The 20,000-nt window shown below is 70.8% G+C and carries 13 protein-coding genes, 1 tRNA gene and 1 pseudogene; 2 read left to right on the top strand and 13 right to left on the bottom strand.

The genetic code is table 11. From position 1 onward, the window contains the following. Window positions 1-177: 177 nt before the first annotated feature. The 5 genes from ACR3ZA_RS05640 to topA all read right to left on the bottom strand — a co-directional run bounded on the left by ACR3ZA_RS05640 (window position 178) and on the right by topA (window position 6,362). Window positions 178-253: transfer RNA gene (locus ACR3ZA_RS05640), tRNA-Thr, on the bottom strand. Between the two features lie 67 nt (window positions 254-320). Beyond that, entirely contained in the window at window positions 321-1,853 is a 1,533-nt protein-coding gene (locus ACR3ZA_RS05645) for an alpha/beta fold hydrolase (RefSeq protein WP_473660974.1), read from the bottom strand. Beyond that, window positions 1,850-2,989: a DNA polymerase III subunit delta' gene (locus tag ACR3ZA_RS05650; RefSeq protein WP_473660977.1), complete on the bottom strand. Its 1,140-nt coding sequence runs from the start codon at window positions 2,987-2,989 to the stop codon at window positions 1,850-1,852. Before ACR3ZA_RS05650 ends, ACR3ZA_RS05645 begins: the two co-directional genes overlap by 4 nt. Before the next feature lie 9 nt (window positions 2,990-2,998). Beyond that, window positions 2,999-3,619 (bottom strand): dTMP kinase, encoded by a 621-nt coding sequence (gene tmk, locus ACR3ZA_RS05655; protein ID WP_473660980.1) that lies wholly within the window; start codon window positions 3,617-3,619, stop codon window positions 2,999-3,001. Between the two features lies 1 nt (window position 3,620). Further along, window positions 3,621-6,362, bottom strand: a complete 2,742-nt coding sequence (gene topA, locus ACR3ZA_RS05660) for a type I DNA topoisomerase (RefSeq protein WP_473660982.1) — start codon at window positions 6,360-6,362, stop codon at window positions 3,621-3,623. A gap of 178 nt (window positions 6,363-6,540) precedes the next feature. Between topA and ACR3ZA_RS05665 the strand changes: the two genes are divergently transcribed. Continuing rightward, complete coding sequence (locus ACR3ZA_RS05665; protein WP_473660984.1) at window positions 6,541-7,989, top strand: InlB B-repeat-containing protein; 1,449 nt, start codon at window positions 6,541-6,543, stop codon at window positions 7,987-7,989. A 110-nt stretch (window positions 7,990-8,099) separates the two neighbouring features. On the opposite strand, the pseudogene ACR3ZA_RS05670 reads toward ACR3ZA_RS05665, so the two are convergent. From ACR3ZA_RS05670 to ACR3ZA_RS05705, 8 genes and pseudogenes are all read right to left on the bottom strand, one after another. Continuing rightward, a pseudogene (locus ACR3ZA_RS05670) lies at window positions 8,100-8,468 on the bottom strand (Rv3654c family TadE-like protein); the annotation flags it as partial. After that, window positions 8,375-8,722, bottom strand: a complete 348-nt coding sequence (locus ACR3ZA_RS05675; protein ID WP_473660986.1) for a TadE family type IV pilus minor pilin — start codon at window positions 8,720-8,722, stop codon at window positions 8,375-8,377. The gene ACR3ZA_RS05675 and the pseudogene ACR3ZA_RS05670, both read right to left, overlap by 94 nt. Beyond that, complete coding sequence (locus ACR3ZA_RS05680; RefSeq protein ID WP_473660988.1) at window positions 8,700-8,939, bottom strand: DUF4244 domain-containing protein; 240 nt, start codon at window positions 8,937-8,939, stop codon at window positions 8,700-8,702. Before ACR3ZA_RS05680 ends, ACR3ZA_RS05675 begins: the two co-directional genes overlap by 23 nt. A 183-nt stretch (window positions 8,940-9,122) precedes the next feature. Beyond that, on the bottom strand, window positions 9,123-13,385 hold the full coding sequence (locus ACR3ZA_RS05685; protein ID WP_473660990.1) for a metallophosphoesterase: 4,263 nt from the start codon (window positions 13,383-13,385) through the stop codon (window positions 9,123-9,125). Between the two features lie 101 nt (window positions 13,386-13,486). Further along, complete coding sequence (locus ACR3ZA_RS05690) at window positions 13,487-14,191, bottom strand: hypothetical protein (protein ID WP_473660992.1); 705 nt, start codon at window positions 14,189-14,191, stop codon at window positions 13,487-13,489. After that, window positions 14,188-15,462, bottom strand: coding sequence for a HupE/UreJ family protein (locus ACR3ZA_RS05695; RefSeq protein ID WP_473660994.1), 1,275 nt, complete (start codon window positions 15,460-15,462; stop codon window positions 14,188-14,190). The genes ACR3ZA_RS05690 and ACR3ZA_RS05695 overlap by 4 nt, the downstream gene beginning before the upstream one ends. Before the next feature lie 66 nt (window positions 15,463-15,528). Next, complete coding sequence (locus ACR3ZA_RS05700) at window positions 15,529-16,437, bottom strand: type II secretion system F family protein (protein WP_473660996.1); 909 nt, start codon at window positions 16,435-16,437, stop codon at window positions 15,529-15,531. After that, window positions 16,434-17,444: a TadA family conjugal transfer-associated ATPase gene (locus ACR3ZA_RS05705; protein ID WP_473660998.1), complete on the bottom strand. Its 1,011-nt coding sequence runs from the start codon at window positions 17,442-17,444 to the stop codon at window positions 16,434-16,436. Before ACR3ZA_RS05705 ends, ACR3ZA_RS05700 begins: the two co-directional genes overlap by 4 nt. A 506-nt stretch (window positions 17,445-17,950) precedes the next feature. Here ACR3ZA_RS05705 and acs point away from each other — a divergent pair. Beyond that, a complete protein-coding gene (acs, locus tag ACR3ZA_RS05710) occupies window positions 17,951-19,930 on the top strand; it encodes an acetate--CoA ligase (RefSeq protein WP_473661000.1) in 1,980 nt (659 codons plus the stop codon). Window positions 19,931-20,000 lie beyond the last annotated feature (70 nt).

Below are 20,000 nucleotides of genomic sequence, written 5' to 3' on the forward strand. Positions count from 1 at the left end.
CGATCGGGGCCCAAACGGGGAGTTTGCCCCCGGACTGGGGGGACGGGCGAAAGTGGAGGTTTTCCCAGGTTGGGGCGGGGTTTCGTGGGTTTCGATACGCCGCTTCGCGGCTACTCAACCCGCAGAGCCTTGCGGTTTCGATACGCCGCTTGGCGGCTACTCAACCGGCGGAATGTGTGGAGCCACCTGTGGGAATCGAACCCACGACCTATTCATTACGAGTGAATCGCTCTGCCAACTGAGCTAAGGCGGCCGGGCCGCGCACAGGATGCGCGGCACGACCTCCGATCATAGTCGATTGCCGAGGGCTCTCGTGCCGCTCAGCAGTTCGGGTCGCTCGTCGGCACCGTTCCGTCGATGAAGAAGTCGTCGACGGCGTCGTTCACGCACGAGTTCGACTTGTTGTAGGCCGTGTGCCCCTCACCGTTGTAGGTGATCAGGTGCCCGTTCTCGAGCTGGCTCGCCAGGTTCTGGGCCCAGACGTAGGGCGTGGCCGGGTCGTTCGTCGTGCCGATCACCAGGATGTCGGGCGAACCGGGCGCCGCGATCTCGCCGCGCTCGCGCGTGGACGGGAACGGCCAGTCGGCGCAGCCGGTGCCGCCGTAGGACATGCGCGGCCCGAAGATCGGCGCGGCGGCCTGCAGCTCGGCGGCCTGCTCGCGCATCGTGGCGACGTCGCTCTCGCTCGGGTAGTCGAGGCAGTTGATCGCGATGAACGCCTCCGTCGAATTGGAGGCGTAGCTGCCGTCCGGGTTCCGCTCGTTGTAGCTGTCGGCGAGCAGGAACGCGGTGTCGGTGAGCCCCTGCGACACCTCGCTGAACAGGATGTCGAGGTAGGGCCAGTTCTCCTGGCTGTACAGCGGCAGGATGATCGCGATGAACATCGTGTCGGCGCCGAGCTGCCGCCCGTCGCTGTGGGTGAGCGGACTCGCGACCAGCAGGTCGAGCAGGTCGCCGGTGTACGCCATCGCCTGATCGACGGTGCCGCCGAAGGGGCAGTCGGTGCGCGTGAGGCAGTCCTCGAGGTAGGCGCGGAACGCGCTCTCGAAGCCGACGGCCTGGGTGAGCGTCACCTCGAACTCGCTCGTCGCGGGGTCCACGGCGCCGTCAAGCACCAGTCGGCCGGTGGTGGCGGGGTAGAGCTCGGCGAAGGTCGCGCCAAGGAAGGTGCCGTAGGAGTAGCCGAGGAAGTTGAGCTTCTCGTCGCCGAGCACGGCTCGCAGCAGGTCGAGGTCGCGGGCGGCGCTCGTCGTGTCGACGAACCCGAGCAGCGCACCGGTGTGCTCGAGGCACGCCTGACCCCAGGCCGCATTGTCGGCGCGCACGGCCGCGATCCACTCATCGCTGCCCTCGACACCCGGGATGATGCCGTAGTTGTACTCGTCCAGCTCGGACGGGTCGTCGTAGCAGTCGATCGCCGAGGAGTGCCCCACCCCGCGCGGGTCAAAGCCGACGATGTCGTAGCTGGACTGCAGTCGGGCGCTGGTGGCGTAGTCGATGCTGTCGCGCACGAACTCGTAGCCGGAGCCGCCCGGGCCGCCCGGGTTGATCAGCAGCGAGCCGAGCTTGGTGCCGGTGGCCGGCTGGCGGATGAGGGCGAGCTCGATGGAGTCGGCCGCCGGGTCGTCCCAGTCCAGCGGCGCGGTCGCCGTCGTGCACTGCAGTCCGGTGCCGCACGACTCCCAGGTGAGCACCTGGTGGTAGTACGGCACGAGCTCGGCTGCGACGTCTTCACCGGTCGGTGTCGAGGTCACCTCCGGCGAGGGCGGCTGGAACCAGCTCACGCATCCGGTCAGCACGGCGGCGGTGGCCAGCGCGACGGCGGCCACCCAGGGGGAACGACGGCGGGTCATGCGATCCTTTCGGGCCGGGGCGCGCGCACGGCGCTGACCAGCATGGCTTCCAGGGCAAGGGCGGGCGCGACGTTGCCTTCGATGCGGTGCCGGGCCTCGGCGATCGCGTCGAGCGTGGCGAGGGTCTCCGCGGGCGTCGCCTCGGCCGCAGCGCGCTCGAGCTCGGCCATGATCGCGAGGTTGACCGGCTCGAGCTCCGCGCCCAGCTGACGCAGCAGCACGTCGCGATACAGCGACTGCAGATCGACGAGGATGCGGTCGATCCCGTCGCGCAGGCTTCGCGTGGCGCGACGCTTCTGGTCCTCGTCGAGCGCCTTCAGCTGGGCGCGCAGTGCCGGCGGCACCGTCCCGCCCGGCTCGATGCCGAGGGAGCGCAGCGCCTGATCGCGCTCTTCGGCGTCGCGTTCGGCGGTGATCGCCTCGGCGTCGGCCTTGGCCACGTCGAGCAGCTCGGCCGCGGCCAGCACCGCCCCGGATACCGAGCGGATGCCGAGCGCCACCTCGAGCGTGCGCGCCCGGCGGCGCCGCGCCTCGTCACTGGTCGCCAGGCGGTGCGCCATGCCGATGTGCGACTGCGCCTCGCGCGCCGCGCGCAGCGCGTCCGGGCGCGCGACCCCGTCGCGACGCTCAAGCAGCTCGGCGACCTCGTCGATGGTGGGCACGCGCAGGCGCAGCATCCGCACGCGCGAGCGCACCGTGGGCAGCAAGTCGGCTTCGCTCGGGGCGCACAGAATCCAGATGGTGCGCGGCGGCGGCTCCTCGAGCGCCTTGAGCAGCACATTGGACGTGCGCTCGGTCATGCGATCGGCGTCTTCGATGATCATCACGCGGTAGCGCCCGGCCGAGGGCGAGAACTGGCTCGCGGTGACGAGTCGGCGCACGTCGTCGATCTTGATGATGACGTTCTCGGTGGCGAGCACCGCGAGGTCGGGATGCGTGCGGGCCGCCACCTGCGCGGCGGTCGCCTCCTCGTCGCCCGGGCGCGCCAGCAGGGCGGCCGCGAAGGCGTAGGCGAGGGTGGAGCGCCCGGATCCGGGCGGGCCGGTGATCAGCCAGGAGTGGGCGAGGCCATCGCCGGCGGCCGCGGCGCGCACGGTCGCGATCGCCTCGGGCTGCCCCGTCACCTCGTCGAACACGACTCCACGCTAGTCGAGGAGGTCCGACACTCGGTCGCGGATTGCCGCGGCGAGTTCGTCGACGGGGAGCGTCGCGTCGAGCACGAGGAAGCGCTCGGGCTCGGCGGCGGCCAGCTCCAGGTAGGCGGTGCGCACCCGGGCGTGGAAGTCGCTCGCCTCGGCCTCGAGCCGGTCGTACCGGGTGCGAGCCCCGTCGAGGCGCTCGCGACCGACCGTCTCGTCGAGGTCGAGCAGCACTGTCACGTCGGGCAGCAGCCCGCCGGTGGCCCACAACGACAGGTCGCGGATCTCGGTCGGATCGAGCACCCGCCCGGCGCCCTGGTAGGCGACGGAGGAGTCGAGGTAGCGATCCTGCAGCACGATCGCGCCGCGCTCAAGCGCCGGGCGCACCAGCGTCGCGATGTGGTGCGCGCGGTCGGCGGCGTAAATCAGCGCCTCGGCGCGCGGCTCCATCTCGCCCCGCCGATGCAGCACGATCTCGCGCAGCTCGACGCCGAGGTCGGTGCCGCCCGGCTCGCGGGTGCGCACCACTTCGCGACCGAGGCCCACGAGGTGCTCCTCCAGGAGCGCGGCCTGCGTCGACTTGCCGGATCCGTCGCCACCTTCGAAGGTGAGGAAGAGCCCGCGCACCTCAGCTCTTCTTCTTCGCCGGGGCGCGCTTGGCCGCGGGCTTGCGCTTCGCGGGCTTCTTCGCCGGTCCCTTCGCCCGCTTGTCGGCGAGCAGCTGCACAGCGCGGTCGAAGTCGACGGCTTCCACATCCTCGCCGCGCGGGATGGTCGCGTTGGTCTCGCCGTCGGTGACGTACGGGCCGAAGCGGCCGTCGCGCACCTTGATCGGCTTGCCGCTGACCGGGTCGGCGTCGAACTCCTTGAGCGCGCTCGAGGGGCGACGGGCACCGTACTTCGGCTGCGCGAAGATCTCGAGCGCCCCCGGCAGCTCGATCGAGAAGATCTGGTCTTCGCTCTCGAGCGAACGGCTGTCGGTGCCCTTCTTCAGGTACGGCCCGTAGCGGCCGTTCTGAGCGGTGATGTCCTCACCGCTCTCCGGGTCCTGACCGACGATGCGGGGCAGGCTCAGCAGCTTGAGCGCCGTCTCCAGGTCGACGGTCGCCGGATCCATGTCCTTGAACAGGGATGCGGTGCGCGGCTTGGGCGCAGCGGCCTTCTTCTTGGGCTTCGGCTTCTCTTCGAGCACCTCACCGGTGGCCGGGTCGACGACCGGCTCGGCGGCAGGAGGCTCGGGCTCCAGCTCGGTGACGTAGGGGCCGTAGCGGCCGTCCTTGGCGACGATCATCTTGCCGGTCTCGGGGTTCACGCCGAGCTCGCGGTCGCCCGCGACGGGCGCGTCGATGAGCTCCTGCGCCTTCTCGGCGGTCAGCTCGTCGGGGGCCAACTCCTCGGGCACGTTGACGCGACGCGGCGTCTCGCCCTCGCCGGCGGGCACCTCGAGGTAGGGGCCGTACTTGCCGATGCGCAGTGTGATGTCGTCGGAGATGCGCACCGAGTTGATCTCGCGCGCGTCGATCTCGCCGAGGTTCTCGACGGTGTCGCGCAGACCGCGGTGCTCTCCCCCTCCGAAGTAGAACTCCTTGAGCCACTCGACGCGGTCCTGCTCGCCGCCGGCGATCCGGTCGAGGTCTTCTTCCATCTCGGCGGTGAAGTCGTATTCGACGAGTTCGCCGAAGTTCTCCTCCAGCAGGCGCACGACGCTGAAGGCGATCCAGTTCGGCACCAGGGCGCTGCCGCGCGGGCTGATGTAGCCGCGGTCGATGATGGTCGAGATGATGCTCGCGTAGGTGGAGGGGCGCCCGATGCCGAGCTCTTCGAGCTTCTTGACCAGGCTCGCCTCGGTGTAGCGCGCGGGCGGGCTGGTCTCGTGGCCCTTCGCCTCGAGTTCGGCGAGGGTGAGCACCTGACCTTCGGTCATCGGCGGCAGCGTGGTCTCGCGCTCGGCGGCGGCCTCCGCCTCGTCGCGCTCCTCGTCACGGCCCTCCTCGTACGCGGCGAGGAAGCCGCGGAAGGTGATGACGGTTCCGGATGCGGTGAATTCGGCGGCGCTCGCCCCGGCTTCGGCGGCGTCGGCCGGTCGACCCTCGATGGTGACGGTCGCGGTCTGGCCGCGGGCATCCGCCATCTGCGAGGCGACGGTGCGCTTCCAGATCAGGTCGTAGAGCTTGAAGTCGTTGCCGCGCAGCGTGCCAGCCAGCTCGGACGGCGTGCGGAACACGTCGCCCGAGGGGCGCACCGCCTCGTGCGCCTCCTGCGCGTTCTTCGACTTGCCGGTGTACACGCGGGGCTTCTCGGGAATCGAGTCGGCGCCGTAGAGCTCGGAGGCCTGGGCGCGAGCCGCCTGGATCGCCTGCTGCGAGAGCGCCGGCGAGTCCGTTCGCATATAGGTGATGTACCCGTTCTCGTACAGGCTCTGCGCAACCGACATGGTCTGACGCGCGGTGAAGCGCAGCTTGCGGCCGGCCTCCTGCTGCAGGGTCGAGGTGGTGAACGGGGCGGCGGGTCGGCGCGTGTACGGCTTCGACTCGACGCTCAGCACGGTGAACCGGGCGTCGTCCTTCTTGAGGGCGGCCGAGAGCGCCTCGGCGGCCTTCTCGTCGAGTGCGACCGCCTCGCCCTTCAGGGCGCCGCGGTCGGTGAAGTCGCGACCGCTGGCGACGCGGCGACCGTCGAGCCGCACGAGGCGGGCGTCGAAGCGCTTGCCGGCCTGCTCGGCGTCGGCACCGGGGGCGAGCCCCGCGGTCAGGTCCCAGTAGGAGGCCGAGATGAAGGCGAGTCGCTCGCGCTCACGGTCGACGACGAGGCGCGTCGCGGCGGACTGCACACGGCCCGCCGACAGGCCCGGCCCGACCTTGCGCCAGAGCACCGGCGAGATCTCGAAGCCGAACAGACGGTCGAGGATGCGGCGGGTCTCCTGCGCGTCGACGAGGGCGGTGTCGAGCTCACGCGGGTTGTTGCGGGCGGCCTCGATCGCCTCCTTGGTGATCTCGTGGAACACCATGCGCTTGACGGGCACCTTGGGCTTCAGCACCTCGAGCAGGTGCCAGGCGATCGCCTCCCCCTCGCGGTCCTCATCAGTGGCGAGGTAGAGCTCGTCGGCGTCTTTGAGTGCCTTCTTGAGGTCGGTGACGGTGCGCTTCTTGGCGTCGCTGACCACGTAATAGGGAAGGAATCCGCCCTCGACGTCGATCGAGAACTTGCCGAGCGACCCCTTCTTGAGCTCCGGCGGCAGGTTCTTGGGCTCGATCAGGTCACGAATGTGACCCACCGAGGCCTGTACCTCATATCCCTCGCCGAGGTACTGCGCGATCGTCTTCGCCTTTGCGGGCGACTCGACGATGACAAGCTTCCTGCTGTCTGACACCGGACTCCTTCCGTCCGAGGCACACCATACACATTCGCGCCGAGGCTCTGCTTCGCGCCGCACGGCGGCGATCGACAGTCTGCGTGCTGATTCTCCTTATATAGGTGTCGCTTCCTGCTACGGTCGAGGGAACCTCAACGGGTCGCGCCGCCTCGGCCCGGGATCCCGGAGCCCGCTCGTGACCCACTCGATGCTCGTGCGCCGCGCGGCCCTCGCCGCCGCCCTCGCGCTGCCGCTCGCAGTGCTCACGGCCGCGCCCGCCTCGGCCGCGACCGTCACCGTCACCACCTGGGGCGACCTGCAGGCCGCGTTCGCGGTCGACGGCGACACCGTCGTGCTCGGCGCCGACATCACCGCCCCCGCGGGCGCGAACCTCTCCGTCGACGCGGGCGAGAGCATCACGCTCGACCTGAGCGGGCACACCCTCACGGTGGACGATCCCGCTGCGGACACGGCAGCGATCCACGTGGCGGGCACCGCCTCCCTCACGATCGACGACACTGGCGACGGCGCCGGCGCTCTCACCGCGGTCGGCAAGCGCTTCGCGGCCGGAATCGGCGGCAGCGACGAGGAAGATGGCGGCACGATCGTCATCAACGGCGGCACCGTCACGGCCACCGGCGGCGACTATGCCGCGGGCATCGGCGGCGGTGAGAACGGCAACGGCGGCCGCATCGAGATCAACGGCGGAGCTGTCACCGTCACGCCCGGTTCCTTCGGCGTCGGAAGCGGAATCGGTGGCGACTTCGGAGCCGGCATCGGCGGCGGCTACTCCGGCGATGCCGGCACGATCACCATCACGGGCGGCACCGTCGTGTCGCAGAGCGGCGGCAACGCTGCAGGCATCGGCGGCGGCTGGAGCGGCGACGGCGGCACCATCACCATCTCGGGCGGCGACGTCACCGCGACCGGCGGCGGCCTCGGCGCGGGCATCGGCGGCGGCTGGAACGGCGACGGCGGCAGCGTGACGATCTCCGGGGGCGACACCACCGCAACCGGCGGATTCTCCGGCGCCGGCATCGGCGGCGGCGACTACGGCGACGGCGGCACCATCACCCTCACCGGCGGCAACATCACCGCCACCGGCGGCACCGACGCCGCCGGAATCGGCGGAGGCGGCACAACAAGCGCACCGAGTGCGGGCGCTCCCCCGGGCACGCCCGGCACTCTCGACATCCACGGCACCCCGGATGCGGGCGCCGCGACCGACGGCGGAAACCCGAACGCTCCGACGATCACCAACTCGACGACTCCCGCGGGGGTCGGCTACTCGGCCGCCACCGCCACGGTCGGCACCGGTGGGCAGATCACGGTCGGATTCCACTACCTCATCAGCTTCGACACGGCGGGTGGCACCAGCATTGCCAGCGTGACCGTCAACGACGGCGACACCATCCCCGCTCCCGCCGACCCGACGCGCGACGGCTACGAGTTCGCCGGCTGGACGGTCGACGGCGACGCCTTTGAGCTGCCTGCCACCGCGACAGGGCCGCTCAGCCTCACCGCCACCTGGGTCGCCGTGCTCGCCGCCACCGGAGTGAGCGGCGAGCTGCTGCTTGGCATCGCGGGCGTGCTCGTGATCGCCGGAGTCTTGCTCGTGCTCCTGCGGCGCCGCACGAAAGCGTAGGGAGGCGCTCGACAAGGCCGGCCGCTCCCACGGCCGACGGCGCGCCGCGGCGGCCCTGCGGTCGCGCGCGCCCTCACGAGCACGCCCCACACGGTGCCCTCGACCTCGACGGTGACGACGTAGCCATCGACGTCACACGAGCGCAGCTGCGCCCGATTGGCCACCGCCACCTGCTCGGCGACCGGGCAGGGCGAGCCGGGCACCAGCCCGCGGGCCGCATCCGCCGCCGCGAGGGCCGCGTTGTCGGCCGCGCCGATGACGCGCTGCCGCTCGGCGAGCGCCCCGCCCAGGCCGAGCGCGGCGAGCGCCAGCACCACGAGCGCGCCGAGCAGCGCGAACCCGAGCACCGAGCCCGCGCCCGCTTCGGAGGCGACATCGGGACGACTCACAGTCCACCCGCGAGCGCACAGCTGCGCGCCTCCAGGCGGATGCCGAGCAGCCCGCCCACTCCGCCCGGCGTCACCGCCAGCTCGGCGCACACCAGGTCGCCCTCCGACCCCCGCTGAAGACCCGCCCCCGGCACCTGCGTGGCGAGGCGGGCTGCGACCGACGCCGTGGCGTCGCCGCGCGCAAGACCGCGCGCCGCATCCGCCGCCGCGTCGTTCAGCCGAACCGCGAGCGCCGCGAACTGGATGCCCGACATGAGCGCGAGGAACACCAGCAGCACCGCGGGCAGCGCGACCGCGAACTCGGCGACGACGCTGCCGCGGTCAGCCCGCCACGGTGAGCGCACTGCGCACCAGGTCGGTGAGGATCTGCTGCACCTCGCCGGAGCGCAGGATCACCACCAGAAGGCCAGCGAAGCCGACGGCGGCCATGATCGTGATCGCATACTCGGCGGTCGCGGCGCCGCGGTCGTCGTCGCGGAGGGCTCGCCAGCGCGCGCAGAGCGCGCTGGCGAGTCGGGTGCCGCGGGTGCCGCGGGTTGCGGGAAGCGGGTGGTCGTACATTCGAACCTCCAGGTCGGGTCGGCGGCACGAGTGAGACCAGCCTGCCCACCGTGATCACGCGACGAGGTGTGACGCGATCAGTGCGGGCATGGTCGCACTCCGAGTCCCGCTGGGGAGGAACGGTGCAGCGGAGCCGATCAGGAGGCGCCCGGCCCGGAGCGCCTCCTCGTCCGCAGCGTCGAACTAGACCGCGCTGCGACCGCGCAGACGCATCGCCGCGCCCCCGGCGAGCAGCAGCACCGCCGCCACCACCAGCAGCGGCAGGAACACCGTCTGCCCCGTCGTGGCGAGGACGTTGCCGTGGCTGTCGACGGTGAAGCTGGCCCAGCCGATCAGCTCCCCGGAGCGATCGACCACCACGACACGGTGCACGCCCGGTTCGAGATCGTCGGGCAGCGTCGCCGTCGCCGTCGCCGTCGCGCCGGTCTGGTGCCAGCCCAGGAACTGCGGCGTCGAATGGACGAACATCCCGACCCACGAGTCGGCGTACTCCGCCGGCAGGGTGATCGTGACCTTCCGCCCATCAAGCGACAGCGTCACGTCGCCGCTGTCTCCGGCGAGTTCGTCATCCGCGATCGGATCGGGCGTTCCGGTCGGCGGCACCCCCGCAGAGCCGTCCGAGCCTCCTGAGGCCGACGTGGTGAACGACCACACCGGCGACGAGACGGTGTTGCCCGCCGCGTCGGTCATGTCGACATACCAGTGCAGGGATCCGTCGACGGGCACATCGACCACCGGCACCGACACCCGCGTTCCGGGCTCGACATCGTGCACCGTGCCGAGTTCGGCACCGGTGCGCACCGTCGCCGCGACGAAGTCCGTCGCCACCGAGCGCTCGGTCGGCTCGAGGGTGACGTCACGCACGAAGTTCTCCGCGCCGATGCAGGCCTCCGTCATCTCGATCTCGACGTCCGGCGCCTCGGTGCGGGATTCGCAGCCGAGTTCGTCCCACGCGTGGGTGTTCGCCGTGTCGAAGACAGTGAACGTCTCGTTGGTGAAGGTCTGCGCGGCCGGGTCCAGCTTGAGGTAGCGCATATAGCCGCCGCCCTCGGTCGAGTACTCGTTGTCGACGTGCTGGTAGTTGCCCTGCACCTGCAGAACGACACGACCGTCGTCGAGGCGATGCACCCAGACGTACGAGGTCTTCTTGTGGCCGGACAGAATCGCGCGCACGTTCGGGAACGGCTGGATGATCTCGCTCATGAAGCGTTCACCCTGACCGAGCAGCACCCCGGTATCGCTGAACTGCTCGTGCGTCCCGATGATGACGTTCGCATCCGGATGCGTGCGGATGACGTCCTTGACCCACTCCCACTCCTCGTCGGTCGCCGACCAGGTGAGGTAGACGAAGAGGTAGTCGGCCTCCGGAGTCGACACGTAGTCGTAGTGCTGGACGTTGTCGCTGATGGTGCCGCCGTACCAGGCGTTGTCGGCGAATCGATGCTCGCCGAAGTACTCGCGGTAGTGGGCATAGCCGCTCTCGTAGTCGTGGTTGCCCGAGACGACGCCGTACGGAACGCCAGCCTCATCCAGGATGCTCATGGCGGCGTCCGCGTTCACCCACTGCGGGTCGCTCGACGGGATGTCGACGATGTCGCCGGTGTGCACCGTGTACGCGATCTTGTCCGCATCGCTGTTGTCGGCGATCCACTGGGTGATGGCCGCGTACGACGCCGCGTCACGCGACGAGTAGTACTGCGTGTCGGTGACCCAGGCGAAGTTGACGACTCCGTCGGTGGTCGGCGCGATGTAGCCCGGGCGCACCTGAACCAGGGCGATCGCGCGACCATCGCGGACGACGTCGGCCGCGGGGACCGAGCCCTCGAGGTTCGTGTACGCGCCGCCGTCGGGCGCCTCGTCGACCGTCACCCACTCCTCGGACGCGAAGTCCCAGGCCGACAGCACGACGCGCTGGCCGGTCGGGGCGTCACCCCGCCAGAAGATCTCGACGACGCTGTTGGACGTTGTCCCCTCCGGCATGGCGATCTCGAACTGCTGGAAGGGATAGGCCGCCGTCGAGCCCTGTTCGACGGTCTCGGCGTCGATGCTGTCGAGCCGCCCCAGAACGCCCGCGTCGAGTTCGGCGCCGGCACCGGGCGACGGACTGCCGTCCGTGGTCGTTCCGCCGCGCGCGTCGATGTGGCCCGCCTCCACGCCGGAGACCACCTCGGCCTCGGCGAAGCGGACGTCGACATCGGCGCCGGGCGTCGACACCATGACGCTCAGTTCCACGTCACTCGGCGACACGCTCGCGGCGTGTGCGGCAGGCGACGGGTCCGTGGCGACATACGTGCCGAGCTCGAAGCTGATCGTCTCGCTCGTGCGGTGGCCTGCTGCATCCTCCGCGGTCGCGGTCAGTTCGTGCGAGCCGAGCTCCAGCAGACCGGCGAGCGACGCGCCGTTCTCGACGGCGAGGCCGTCGACCGTGATCGCCACGGGCACCGACCCGTCGGTGGCGTCGGAGCCGGCGATGTCGACGACGAGGTCATCGAAGATCGAGTACGTGGCTCCCGCAGCCGGGCGACGCAGTTCGAGCGCAGGCGCGGTGTTGTCGACGACCACCTCGACCGAGAGCTCCCCCTCCGCATCGCTCACCGTGACCGTGCGGACTCCGTCGGGTGTCGTCGTCGTGTCCCACGCGTAGTGCAGGCGGGACGAGGCGTCGGGCGCCGCGGCGGTGAACGTGAACGGATACGACTCCTCGTACGGGTTCCGGTCGTAGCCGACATCGATCCGTTCGGCGGCCGATTCCGCGTCGGTGTAGACGGTGCCGTCGTCGAGCACGATCTTCAGGTTGCGGAGATAGACGCGGTCGGGGACCCCGGAGGAATTGGGGCCGGAGACGAACGAGACGGTGTTGCTGCCCGGGCTCAGCGTTCCGGTCGGGAAGGCCGAGCTCTCGAGCGTGACGAACGAGCCGACGCCGCCGCCGCCCGGTGCCGCATCGACCGCAGGCATCGCGAATTCGACGCCGTTGACAAGGATGCTGTAGTCGGTCTTGCCGCCGTCGTAGCTGTTGACGTCGACGAGGAGCTTGCCGCCGCTGATCGCGGGCTCCAGCGACCGCTCGGTGCCGTCGATCACCAGGGTCACGGGGGCGGCGCCGTCGACCACGACCGGGATCGACCCGGAGACCAGCTCGCCCTCGGCGAGCGAGAGCGACAGTTCGCCGCTGCTGCCGGGCCCGCCGGCGGCCGTCACGTTGATGTCGAAGCTGTAGAAGAACTCGTGCGGATCGCGGTCGTAGCCGACGTTGATGATCGTCCCGGCGGAGACGGCATCGACGAATTCGCGGCCGTCGTCGAGCACGACCTTGATGTTCGTCAGATAGACCCGGTCGGGCAGACCCGAGCCGTTCATGCCCGGAGTGAACACGATCGTGTTGACCCCCTCATCCAACGTTCCCGCCGCAAACGACCCGCTCTCGATGAGCGTCGGCGTCGCTCCCGCGCCGGTCGACTGTGTGGTCGGCATCGAGACGTCCGCACCGTTCACCGACAGCGAGTAGGTCCACTGCCGGTCGTAGCTCGTGACCTCCATCGTGACCTTGCCGCCCGCGACGACCGTCTCGGCGGTCACGTTGATGTCGAAGCTGTAGGAGAACTCGTGCGGCACGCGGTCGTAGCCGACGTTGATGATCGTGCCGGCCGAACCGGAGTCCTCGAACACTCGGCCGTCATCGAGCACCACCTTGATGTTGCTCAGGTAGACGCGGTCGGGCAGACCCGAGCCGTTCATGCCCGGCGTGAAGACGATCGTGTTGACACCCTCGTCCAGCGTGCCCGCCGCGAACGACTCGCTCTCAATCAACGTCGGCGTCGAGCCTGCCGCGGTCGACTGCACGGAGGGCAGCGCGACGGTCGAGCCGTTCACCGACAGCGAGTAGGTCCACTGCCGGTCGTAGCTCGTGACCTCCATCGTGACCTTGCCGCCGGGAACGGCGTCGGCGGCAGTCACATCGACGTCGAAGCTGTATGAGAACTCGTGCGGCACCCGGTCGTAGCCGACGTTGATGATCGTGCCGGCGGAACCCGAATCCTCGAAGACGCGACCGTCGTCGAGCACCACCTTGATGTTGGTCAGATAGACCCGATCCGGAACGCCCGACCCGTTCATGCCGGGCGTGAACACGATCGTGTTCGCCCCCTCCTCGAGCGTCCCCGCCGCGAACGAGGCGCTCTCGATGAGCGTCGGCGTCGAACCCACGCCCGCCGACTGCACGCTCGGCATCGAGACGTCCGCACCGTTCACCGACAGCGAGTACGACCACTGCAGGTCGTAGCTCGTGACCTCCATCGTCACCTTGCCGCCGGGAACGACCTCGCCGGCCGCGGCCGCGGGTTCGGAGGAGTCGGCGGCCGCGACACCGAGGCCGAGGCCGAGCACCGTGACCGCGAGAACGAGCGCGACCCCTCGGTGAAGAGAGCGGCGAAGAGAGTGGAACACGGGGGGCCTTTCGTCAGGGGGATCGAACGGGCAAGCTCGCCCGATCGTGCTGATCCCTCATGTCCCGCACCTGGATGCCAAGTAAACGGAAGCTCAACAACTCAGACCCGGGGGCGTCCGCGGTCGCGAATTCGCGGGATCACGAGACCGAGAATGACCAGACCCGCCACCCACAGCGCTCCCACCGCCGCCGCCGCCCACGACACCTCGCCGCCACCGCCGGCCGTCGCCACCGGCGATGCGAGCTGCCAGGTGTGGACGTCATCCGCCTCGGTGTAGATGAAGCTCTCCCCGCCCTCGCTCGTCGCGAGCACCTCGTAGCGGGGATCGAGATCCATCAGAAGGGTCGCGGTGATCTCCACCTCGGAGCGATCGGCGATGTCGGTCGCGCACTCGAAGCGCACCGAGACCCCGGCCGACCCCAGCGCGGACGTGTCGCCCACCACTCCGGCGCACGGCGCCCCGGCCTGCACGACCTGAAGCGTGTCGAGAAGGTACTCGGCGAAGACAGGATCCGCCCCGAGCACGGTCATGTCGTCAACGTCCGACTCTTCGGCGATCAGCGTGCCGGTCTCGTCGTAGACGAACGTGCTCTCAGCATCGATTGCCCCCAGCCGGAATCCCAGAGCGCTCAGGTCGTCCACCGCGCTCGTCCAGTGCAGCGTCACGGTCGCGCCCGCCGTCGAGATGAGAACCGTCTGGGGCGGCCCCTCGGGATGCGCGGCCGCCGGACCGGCGAGCGCCACCGATGCGACGACGATCGCGCCCGCCGCGAGAGCACGGCTCGCGCTCCCCCGCACGGTCATGTGACGGCCCCGCGCATCGCATCACCGGATGCTCGCCGCGGCCACGCGAGCGCGAGCATCACCACCAGGAACAGCCCGTACGCGACGATCGGGGCGGCCGAGATCAGCCCGAACGCGGGCTCCAGGATCGAATCGGCGTCCACCTGCAGCGCCACGAACCACGCAAGGCCCGCGGCGACGCCGACCACGCCGACCACGATGCGCAGCACCATGTATGCCGGGCTCGCCGCCGCGGCCGCCAGGAACGGCACCGTCAGCACGACACCGATGAGTTGGGCGAGTTCGATCCCGAGGTTGAAACCGAGAATCGCCAGCACCGCATCCCACACCGGCAGATCCAGCTCCACGATCGTGGTGGCGAACGCGGAGCCGTGGACGAGCCCGACGACGCCCGCCAGGACGGCCTCCCTCCGACCAAGGATCGGGCGGACGCAGTGAATCGCCATCAGAACGATCGTCGCCGCGACGGCCGACTCGACGAGGCGCACGGGCAGTGCCACCCAGCCGAGCCCCACCACCGCGAGCGCCAAAGAGTGCCCCAACGTGAACGCGGTCACGGTCTGGGCGACGCGCACCAGCGTCCCGCGCGACGTCTGCCTCGGGTCGCGAACCCAGCGGGTCGGGGCTCGAGAGAGCGAGAGCGGGGCGACGAGGAGCAGGAGCGCGAGAAACAGCAGGTGGTCGTATCCGTGGGCGATGTGCTGCATGCCGTACGCGAGCATGTCGGCGACGGTGGCCGAGGCGGCCGCCGCGGCGATCGTCACCGTGGCGCTGGCTCCGGTGAGGATGCCGACCAGCTCACGGCTGCCGGAGTCGCGCAGCGCCGAGACGTAGATCGCGTGGCGGTCATCGTCCTCGATGACGAGCGTTGCACTGACGGTGACGGGTGACGGCACGCCGGGTGCCGCCGCGGAGCCGGCGGCGACCACCGTCTCGAGGCCGTTCACGGTCTCGATGACCACGCTCTCGATGGCCGTATCGAAGGGCACGCCGTCGGAGTCGTGGAACTGCAGCTGGCGGACAATGGCGTCCGCGACCGCGTCACCGTTCGCACTGCTCGGGTCGACCCGCACCCCCGTCGCGCCTTCGAAGTCATCGAGGGGAACCTGGAGTTCGATGTCGAGACCGGCGTCAGTGAATTCGATCAGCAGGGCGCTGCTGCCGGTCGGATGGGCATGAGCCGGCGGAGCGTGGACCTGCGACGCGGTGACCGCCGCGATGAGCCCCAGCCCGGCGATGGCGCCGCGGAGGACAGGAAGGCGAGATCGCATCTGCGGAGTGTCGAGCGCGCGCGTGAATCGGAAGTGAACGCTCGGTGTCGGCGAAGAACGACGGCGCTAGCCGAGCAGCTCGGTGGAGGAGACGATCGCGATGCCGATCGGCACCACGCCGAGCAGCACGAACGCCGGCAGGATGCAGAGCCCGAGCGGCAGCACGAGGCGGGTGGCGAACTCGGCCGCGCGTCGGGCGTCGCCGGCGCGAGCGCGGCGGCGCTCGGCGACGGCGGCGCTGCGCGCCAGCGCACCGACCGGGATGCCCGCCCGCGTCGCGAAGGCGAGCTGGCGGTCGAGCTCGGCCGCCTCCGCGGGCAGTCGGGCCTCGGCGAGCGCGTCGAGCACCCAGCGCCGCGCCCGCCCCGGGGGCGCTCCCCCGGCGAGCGCGACCGCGAGCAGGTCGAGCGCGAGCCCCGGCGCCGGGCTGCGCTCCGACGCCGCCCGCCAGAGGCGACGATTCCAACGCACGGCGAGCAGCAGCAGGCCCGTGCCGACCACGAGGCACGCCCAGCCCAGGCCGCTGCCGACCAGGGCTCCGAGCCCGTCGATGCCGAGCACCCCGCCGAGCAGCAGACCGAGGGGCGGCAGCGCCAGCACGATGCGTGAGGTGGCACGCGGTCCGGCGAGCGCCGTCTCGAGTTCGCGCTCACCCTGCGCGAGTTCGCGCAGCACCTCCGCCAGTCGCGCCAGGGTCGGCGCGAGCGGGGCGCCCGCCTCCGTCGCGACGCGCCACACGGCGGCGAGCGCGCGCAGGCTGTCGTGCTCGACGCTCGGCCGCTCACCGAGTGCCGCGAGCACGCGGTCGGCACTCGCCTCCGCCCCTCCCTCGGCCACCAGCCCGGCGAACGAGTCGGGGGCGTCGGCGGCCAGCTCCCGCCAGGCCGCGCCGGGGGCGAGCCCCGCCTCGAGCAGCACGGCGAGGCGCTCGACCAGCTCGGCGTGCGCATCCAGGGCGGCGCCGGCGTCGCTCACCACTCCTCCACCGCGAGCCGGTCGCGCGCGCCCAGCCGGAGTCGGCCGAGCGCCTCGACCTGCCGGAGGCCGTCGGGGGCCCGCGTGAGGTGGATCACCGCGTCGAACGCACTCACCGCCTGGCGGGCGAGCGCCACCGGCTCCCACCCGGCGAGCGCTCCGAGCGCCTCCAGCCGCGCCGGCACGTCGGCGAGCGAGTTGGCGTGCAGGGTGCCCGCGCCGCCGTCGTGCCCGGTGTTCAGGGCCATCAGCAGCTCACGCAGCTCGGGACCGCGGCACTCGCCCACCACGAGCCGGTCCGGACGCATCCGCAGCGCCTCCCGCACCAGTCGGTCGAGACCGATCGCGCCGCGCCCCTCCAGGTTCGGCTGGCGCGCCGAGAGGGCGACGACGTGCGGATGCGCGACCCGCAGCTCGGCGACATCCTCCACGACGACGATGCGCTCGCTCGGCGGCGCCTCGGCCAGCAGCGCCGCGAGCAGAGTCGTCTTGCCGGTGCCCGCGGCGCCGGTGATCAGCAGGTTCGCCCGGCGCGCCACCAACTCGCGCAGCCGGTCGAGGTCCGCCGCGGCGACGACATCGCGCTCGGCGAGCTCATCCAGGCTCCAGCGCTCGGGCCGCGCCTGGCGAATCGAGAGCACCGCGCCGCCGACGCTGACGGGCGGCAGCACGGCGTGCACGCGCAGTGTGCCGTCGAGCGCCGCATCGGCGCACGGGGTCGCCTCGTCGACATGCCGGTCGCCCTGGGCCAGCAGTCGGATCGCCAGCTCGCGCGCCTCGCGCGGCGTGAGGCGCAGTCCCGGCACGAGTTCTGCGCCTGTACCCCGATCGACCCAGACGCTGCCGTCGGGATTGACGAAGAGATCGGTCATCTCCGGGTCGAGCAGGCCCGCCAGCGGCCCCCAGATCGCGCGCGGTGGCGCCGGGCCGGCGCGCGACGTCTCGGCGGCGGCACGCGTGGGGCGCGCGACGAAGCGCTCCTCCGACCCGGCCGCCCGTGCATCCACGTCGACACCGTGTGCGAAATCGAGCCGATTCGGGGCCGAAAGCCGCGGATTCGTGGGTTTTTCGCCCAGAACGCGGCCGGGAACGAGGCGACGCGCCGAATCCGCGACGCCGGGTCGCCGCAGCAGCGGCTGCCGGGACTCGCTCCCGCGAAACACGACCCCGCAACGGGCCGGTTAAACAGAGGGGCGGCGCCCATTGGGGGGAACGGGCGCCGCCACAGCAGCGCAGGATTGGGGGGAATCTTGTGCGCCGCATGCCGAGCTTGCGCCCGGATGGCTTGAGTGTACTCCAAAAGGAGGACACCGCAACGGAGATTCCCCGAGAAATCTCTGATGTTGATGACAACTCGATGACGATGTCGCTCCGGGGCGCCGTTCGGGCGCGAAACACGACGTCACACGCCCCGCGGCCCGGCCCGCGGCGCCCGATAGGATCGTCGCGTTCACCAGATGATTCCACGCGATCGCCAGGCACGGTCGCGGGTCGAGCGAGGATAACGACGTCCATGAATTCGATTGACAGCCTGATGCACGAGAACCGCCGGTTCGCGCCGAGCGCCGAGTTCGCCGCCAACGCGATCGCCTCGACCGAGCTCGCCGAGGCCGCCGCGGCCGACCGGCTCGGCTTCTGGGCCGAGCAGTCCCGGCAGCTCCTGCACTGGCAGACCCCCTTCACCGAGACCCTCGACTGGTCGAACGCGCCGTTCGCGCGCTGGTTCGGTGACGGCAAGCTGAACGTCGCCGAGAACTGCCTCGACCGGCACGTCGCCGCCGGCAACGGCGACCGAGTCGCCATCCACTGGGAGGGCGAGCCGGGCGACACCCGCAGCCTCACCTACGCCGAGCTCACCGCCGAGGTGAAGCGCGCCGCCAACGCGCTCGAAGCGCTCGGCATCGGCCAGGGCGACCGCGTGGCGATCTATCTGCCGGTCATCCCCGAAGCCGTCATCGCGATGCTCGCGGTCGCGCGCCTCGGCGCCGTGCACTCGGTCGTCTTCGGCGGGTTCAGCGCCGAGAGTCTGCGCGCCCGCATCGACGACGCCGAGGCGAAGCTCGTCATCACCGCCGACGGCGGCTGGCGCAAGGGTCGCGTGTTCGGCCTCAAGGGCACCGTCGACACGGCGCTGGCCGCCGACGAGATCGACGGCAACCCGAGCACCGTGCAGCACGTGCTCGTGGTGCGTCGCGGAGAGAACGAGGTCAACTGGACCGAGGGCCGCGACGTCTGGTGGCACGACGCGCTCGAGGCGGCGGATGCCGAGCACGAGCCGCGCGGCTTCGAGGCCGAGAACCCGCTGTTCATCCTGTACACCTCCGGCACCACCGGAAAGCCGAAAGGCATCCTGCACACCAGCGGCGGCTACCTGACCCAGGTCGCCTACACGCACAAGAACGTGTTCGACCTGCACCCCGAGACGGATGTCTACTGGTGCACCGCCGACGTCGGCTGGGTCACCGGGCACAGCTACGTCGTCTACGGCCCGCTCGCCAACGGCGCCACCCAGGTCATGTACGAGGGCACCCCCGACACGCCGCACCCCGGCCGCTGGTGGGAGCTGATCGAGAAGTACAAGGTGTCGATCTTCTACACGGCGCCGACCGCGATCCGCTCGTTCATGAAGCTGGGTCGGGAGATCCCGGATCGCTTCGACCTGTCGAGCATTCGCGTGCTCGGCAGCGTCGGCGAGCCGATCAACCCGGAGGCGTGGATCTGGTACCGAGACGTCATCGGCGGCGGAAGCGCCCCCATCGTCGACACCTGGTGGCAGACCGAGACCGGCGGAATCATGGTCAGCGCGCTGCCCGGGATCACGGAGCTGAAGCCCGGAAGCGCGCAGTGCCCGGTGCCGGGCATCTCGATCGGCATCCTCGATGAGGACGGCACGCCGGTGCCGCACGGCAGCGGCGGACTGCTGGTCGCGACCGAGCCGTGGCCGGCGATGCTGCGCGGCATCTGGGGCGACCCGGAGCGGTTCCGCGAGACCTACTGGTCGAAGTTCGCCGAGGTCGAGGGCGGGCCGATGTACTTCGCCGGCGACGGCGCGCACTACGACGAGGACGGCGACGTCTGGCTGCTCGGACGCGTCGACGACGTGATGAACGTGTCGGGGCACCGCCTGTCAACGGCCGAGATCGAGTCGGCGCTGGTCGCGCATCCCTCCGTCGCCGAGGCGGCGGTCGTGGGCGCCGCGGACGAGACGACCGGGCAGGCCGTGGTCGCGTTCGTGATTCTTCGGCAGGAGTTCGCCGACGAGATGGCGGTGGATGCCCCGGTGCTGCTGCGCTCGCACGTCGCCCAGCAGATCGGCGCGATCGCCCGCCCGCGCGACATCTACATCGTGGCGGAGCTGCCCAAGACCCGCTCGGGCAAGATCATGCGGCGACTGCTGCGCGACGTGGCCGAGGGCCGCGAGGTGGGCGACACCACCACGCTCGCCGACACCAGCGTGATGCAGGTCATCTCCGACAAGCTCGGCAGCGCCTAGGGCCGCGCCCCGCGGCCGCGCCGCGCACCGCCCCGCCCGCGCGTAGTGTGTCGTTTCTCCGGAGGTTTTG

Source organism: Herbiconiux sp. J20-20 (genome assembly GCF_057365085.1).

Coding starts and splice junctions, on each gene's coding strand:
- ACR3ZA_RS05690 (WP_473660992.1), bottom strand. CDS start 14,191: ATGACCGTGCGGGGGAGCGCGAGCCGTGCTCTCGCGGCGGGCGCGATC.
- ACR3ZA_RS05645 (WP_473660974.1), bottom strand. CDS start 1,853: ATGACCCGCCGTCGTTCCCCCTGGGTGGCCGCCGTCGCGCTGGCCACC.
- ACR3ZA_RS05695 (WP_473660994.1), bottom strand. CDS start 15,462: ATGCGATCTCGCCTTCCTGTCCTCCGCGGCGCCATCGCCGGGCTGGGG.
- ACR3ZA_RS05680 (WP_473660988.1), bottom strand. CDS start 8,939: ATGTACGACCACCCGCTTCCCGCAACCCGCGGCACCCGCGGCACCCGA.
- acs (WP_473661000.1), top strand. CDS start 17,951: ATGAATTCGATTGACAGCCTGATGCACGAGAACCGCCGGTTCGCGCCG.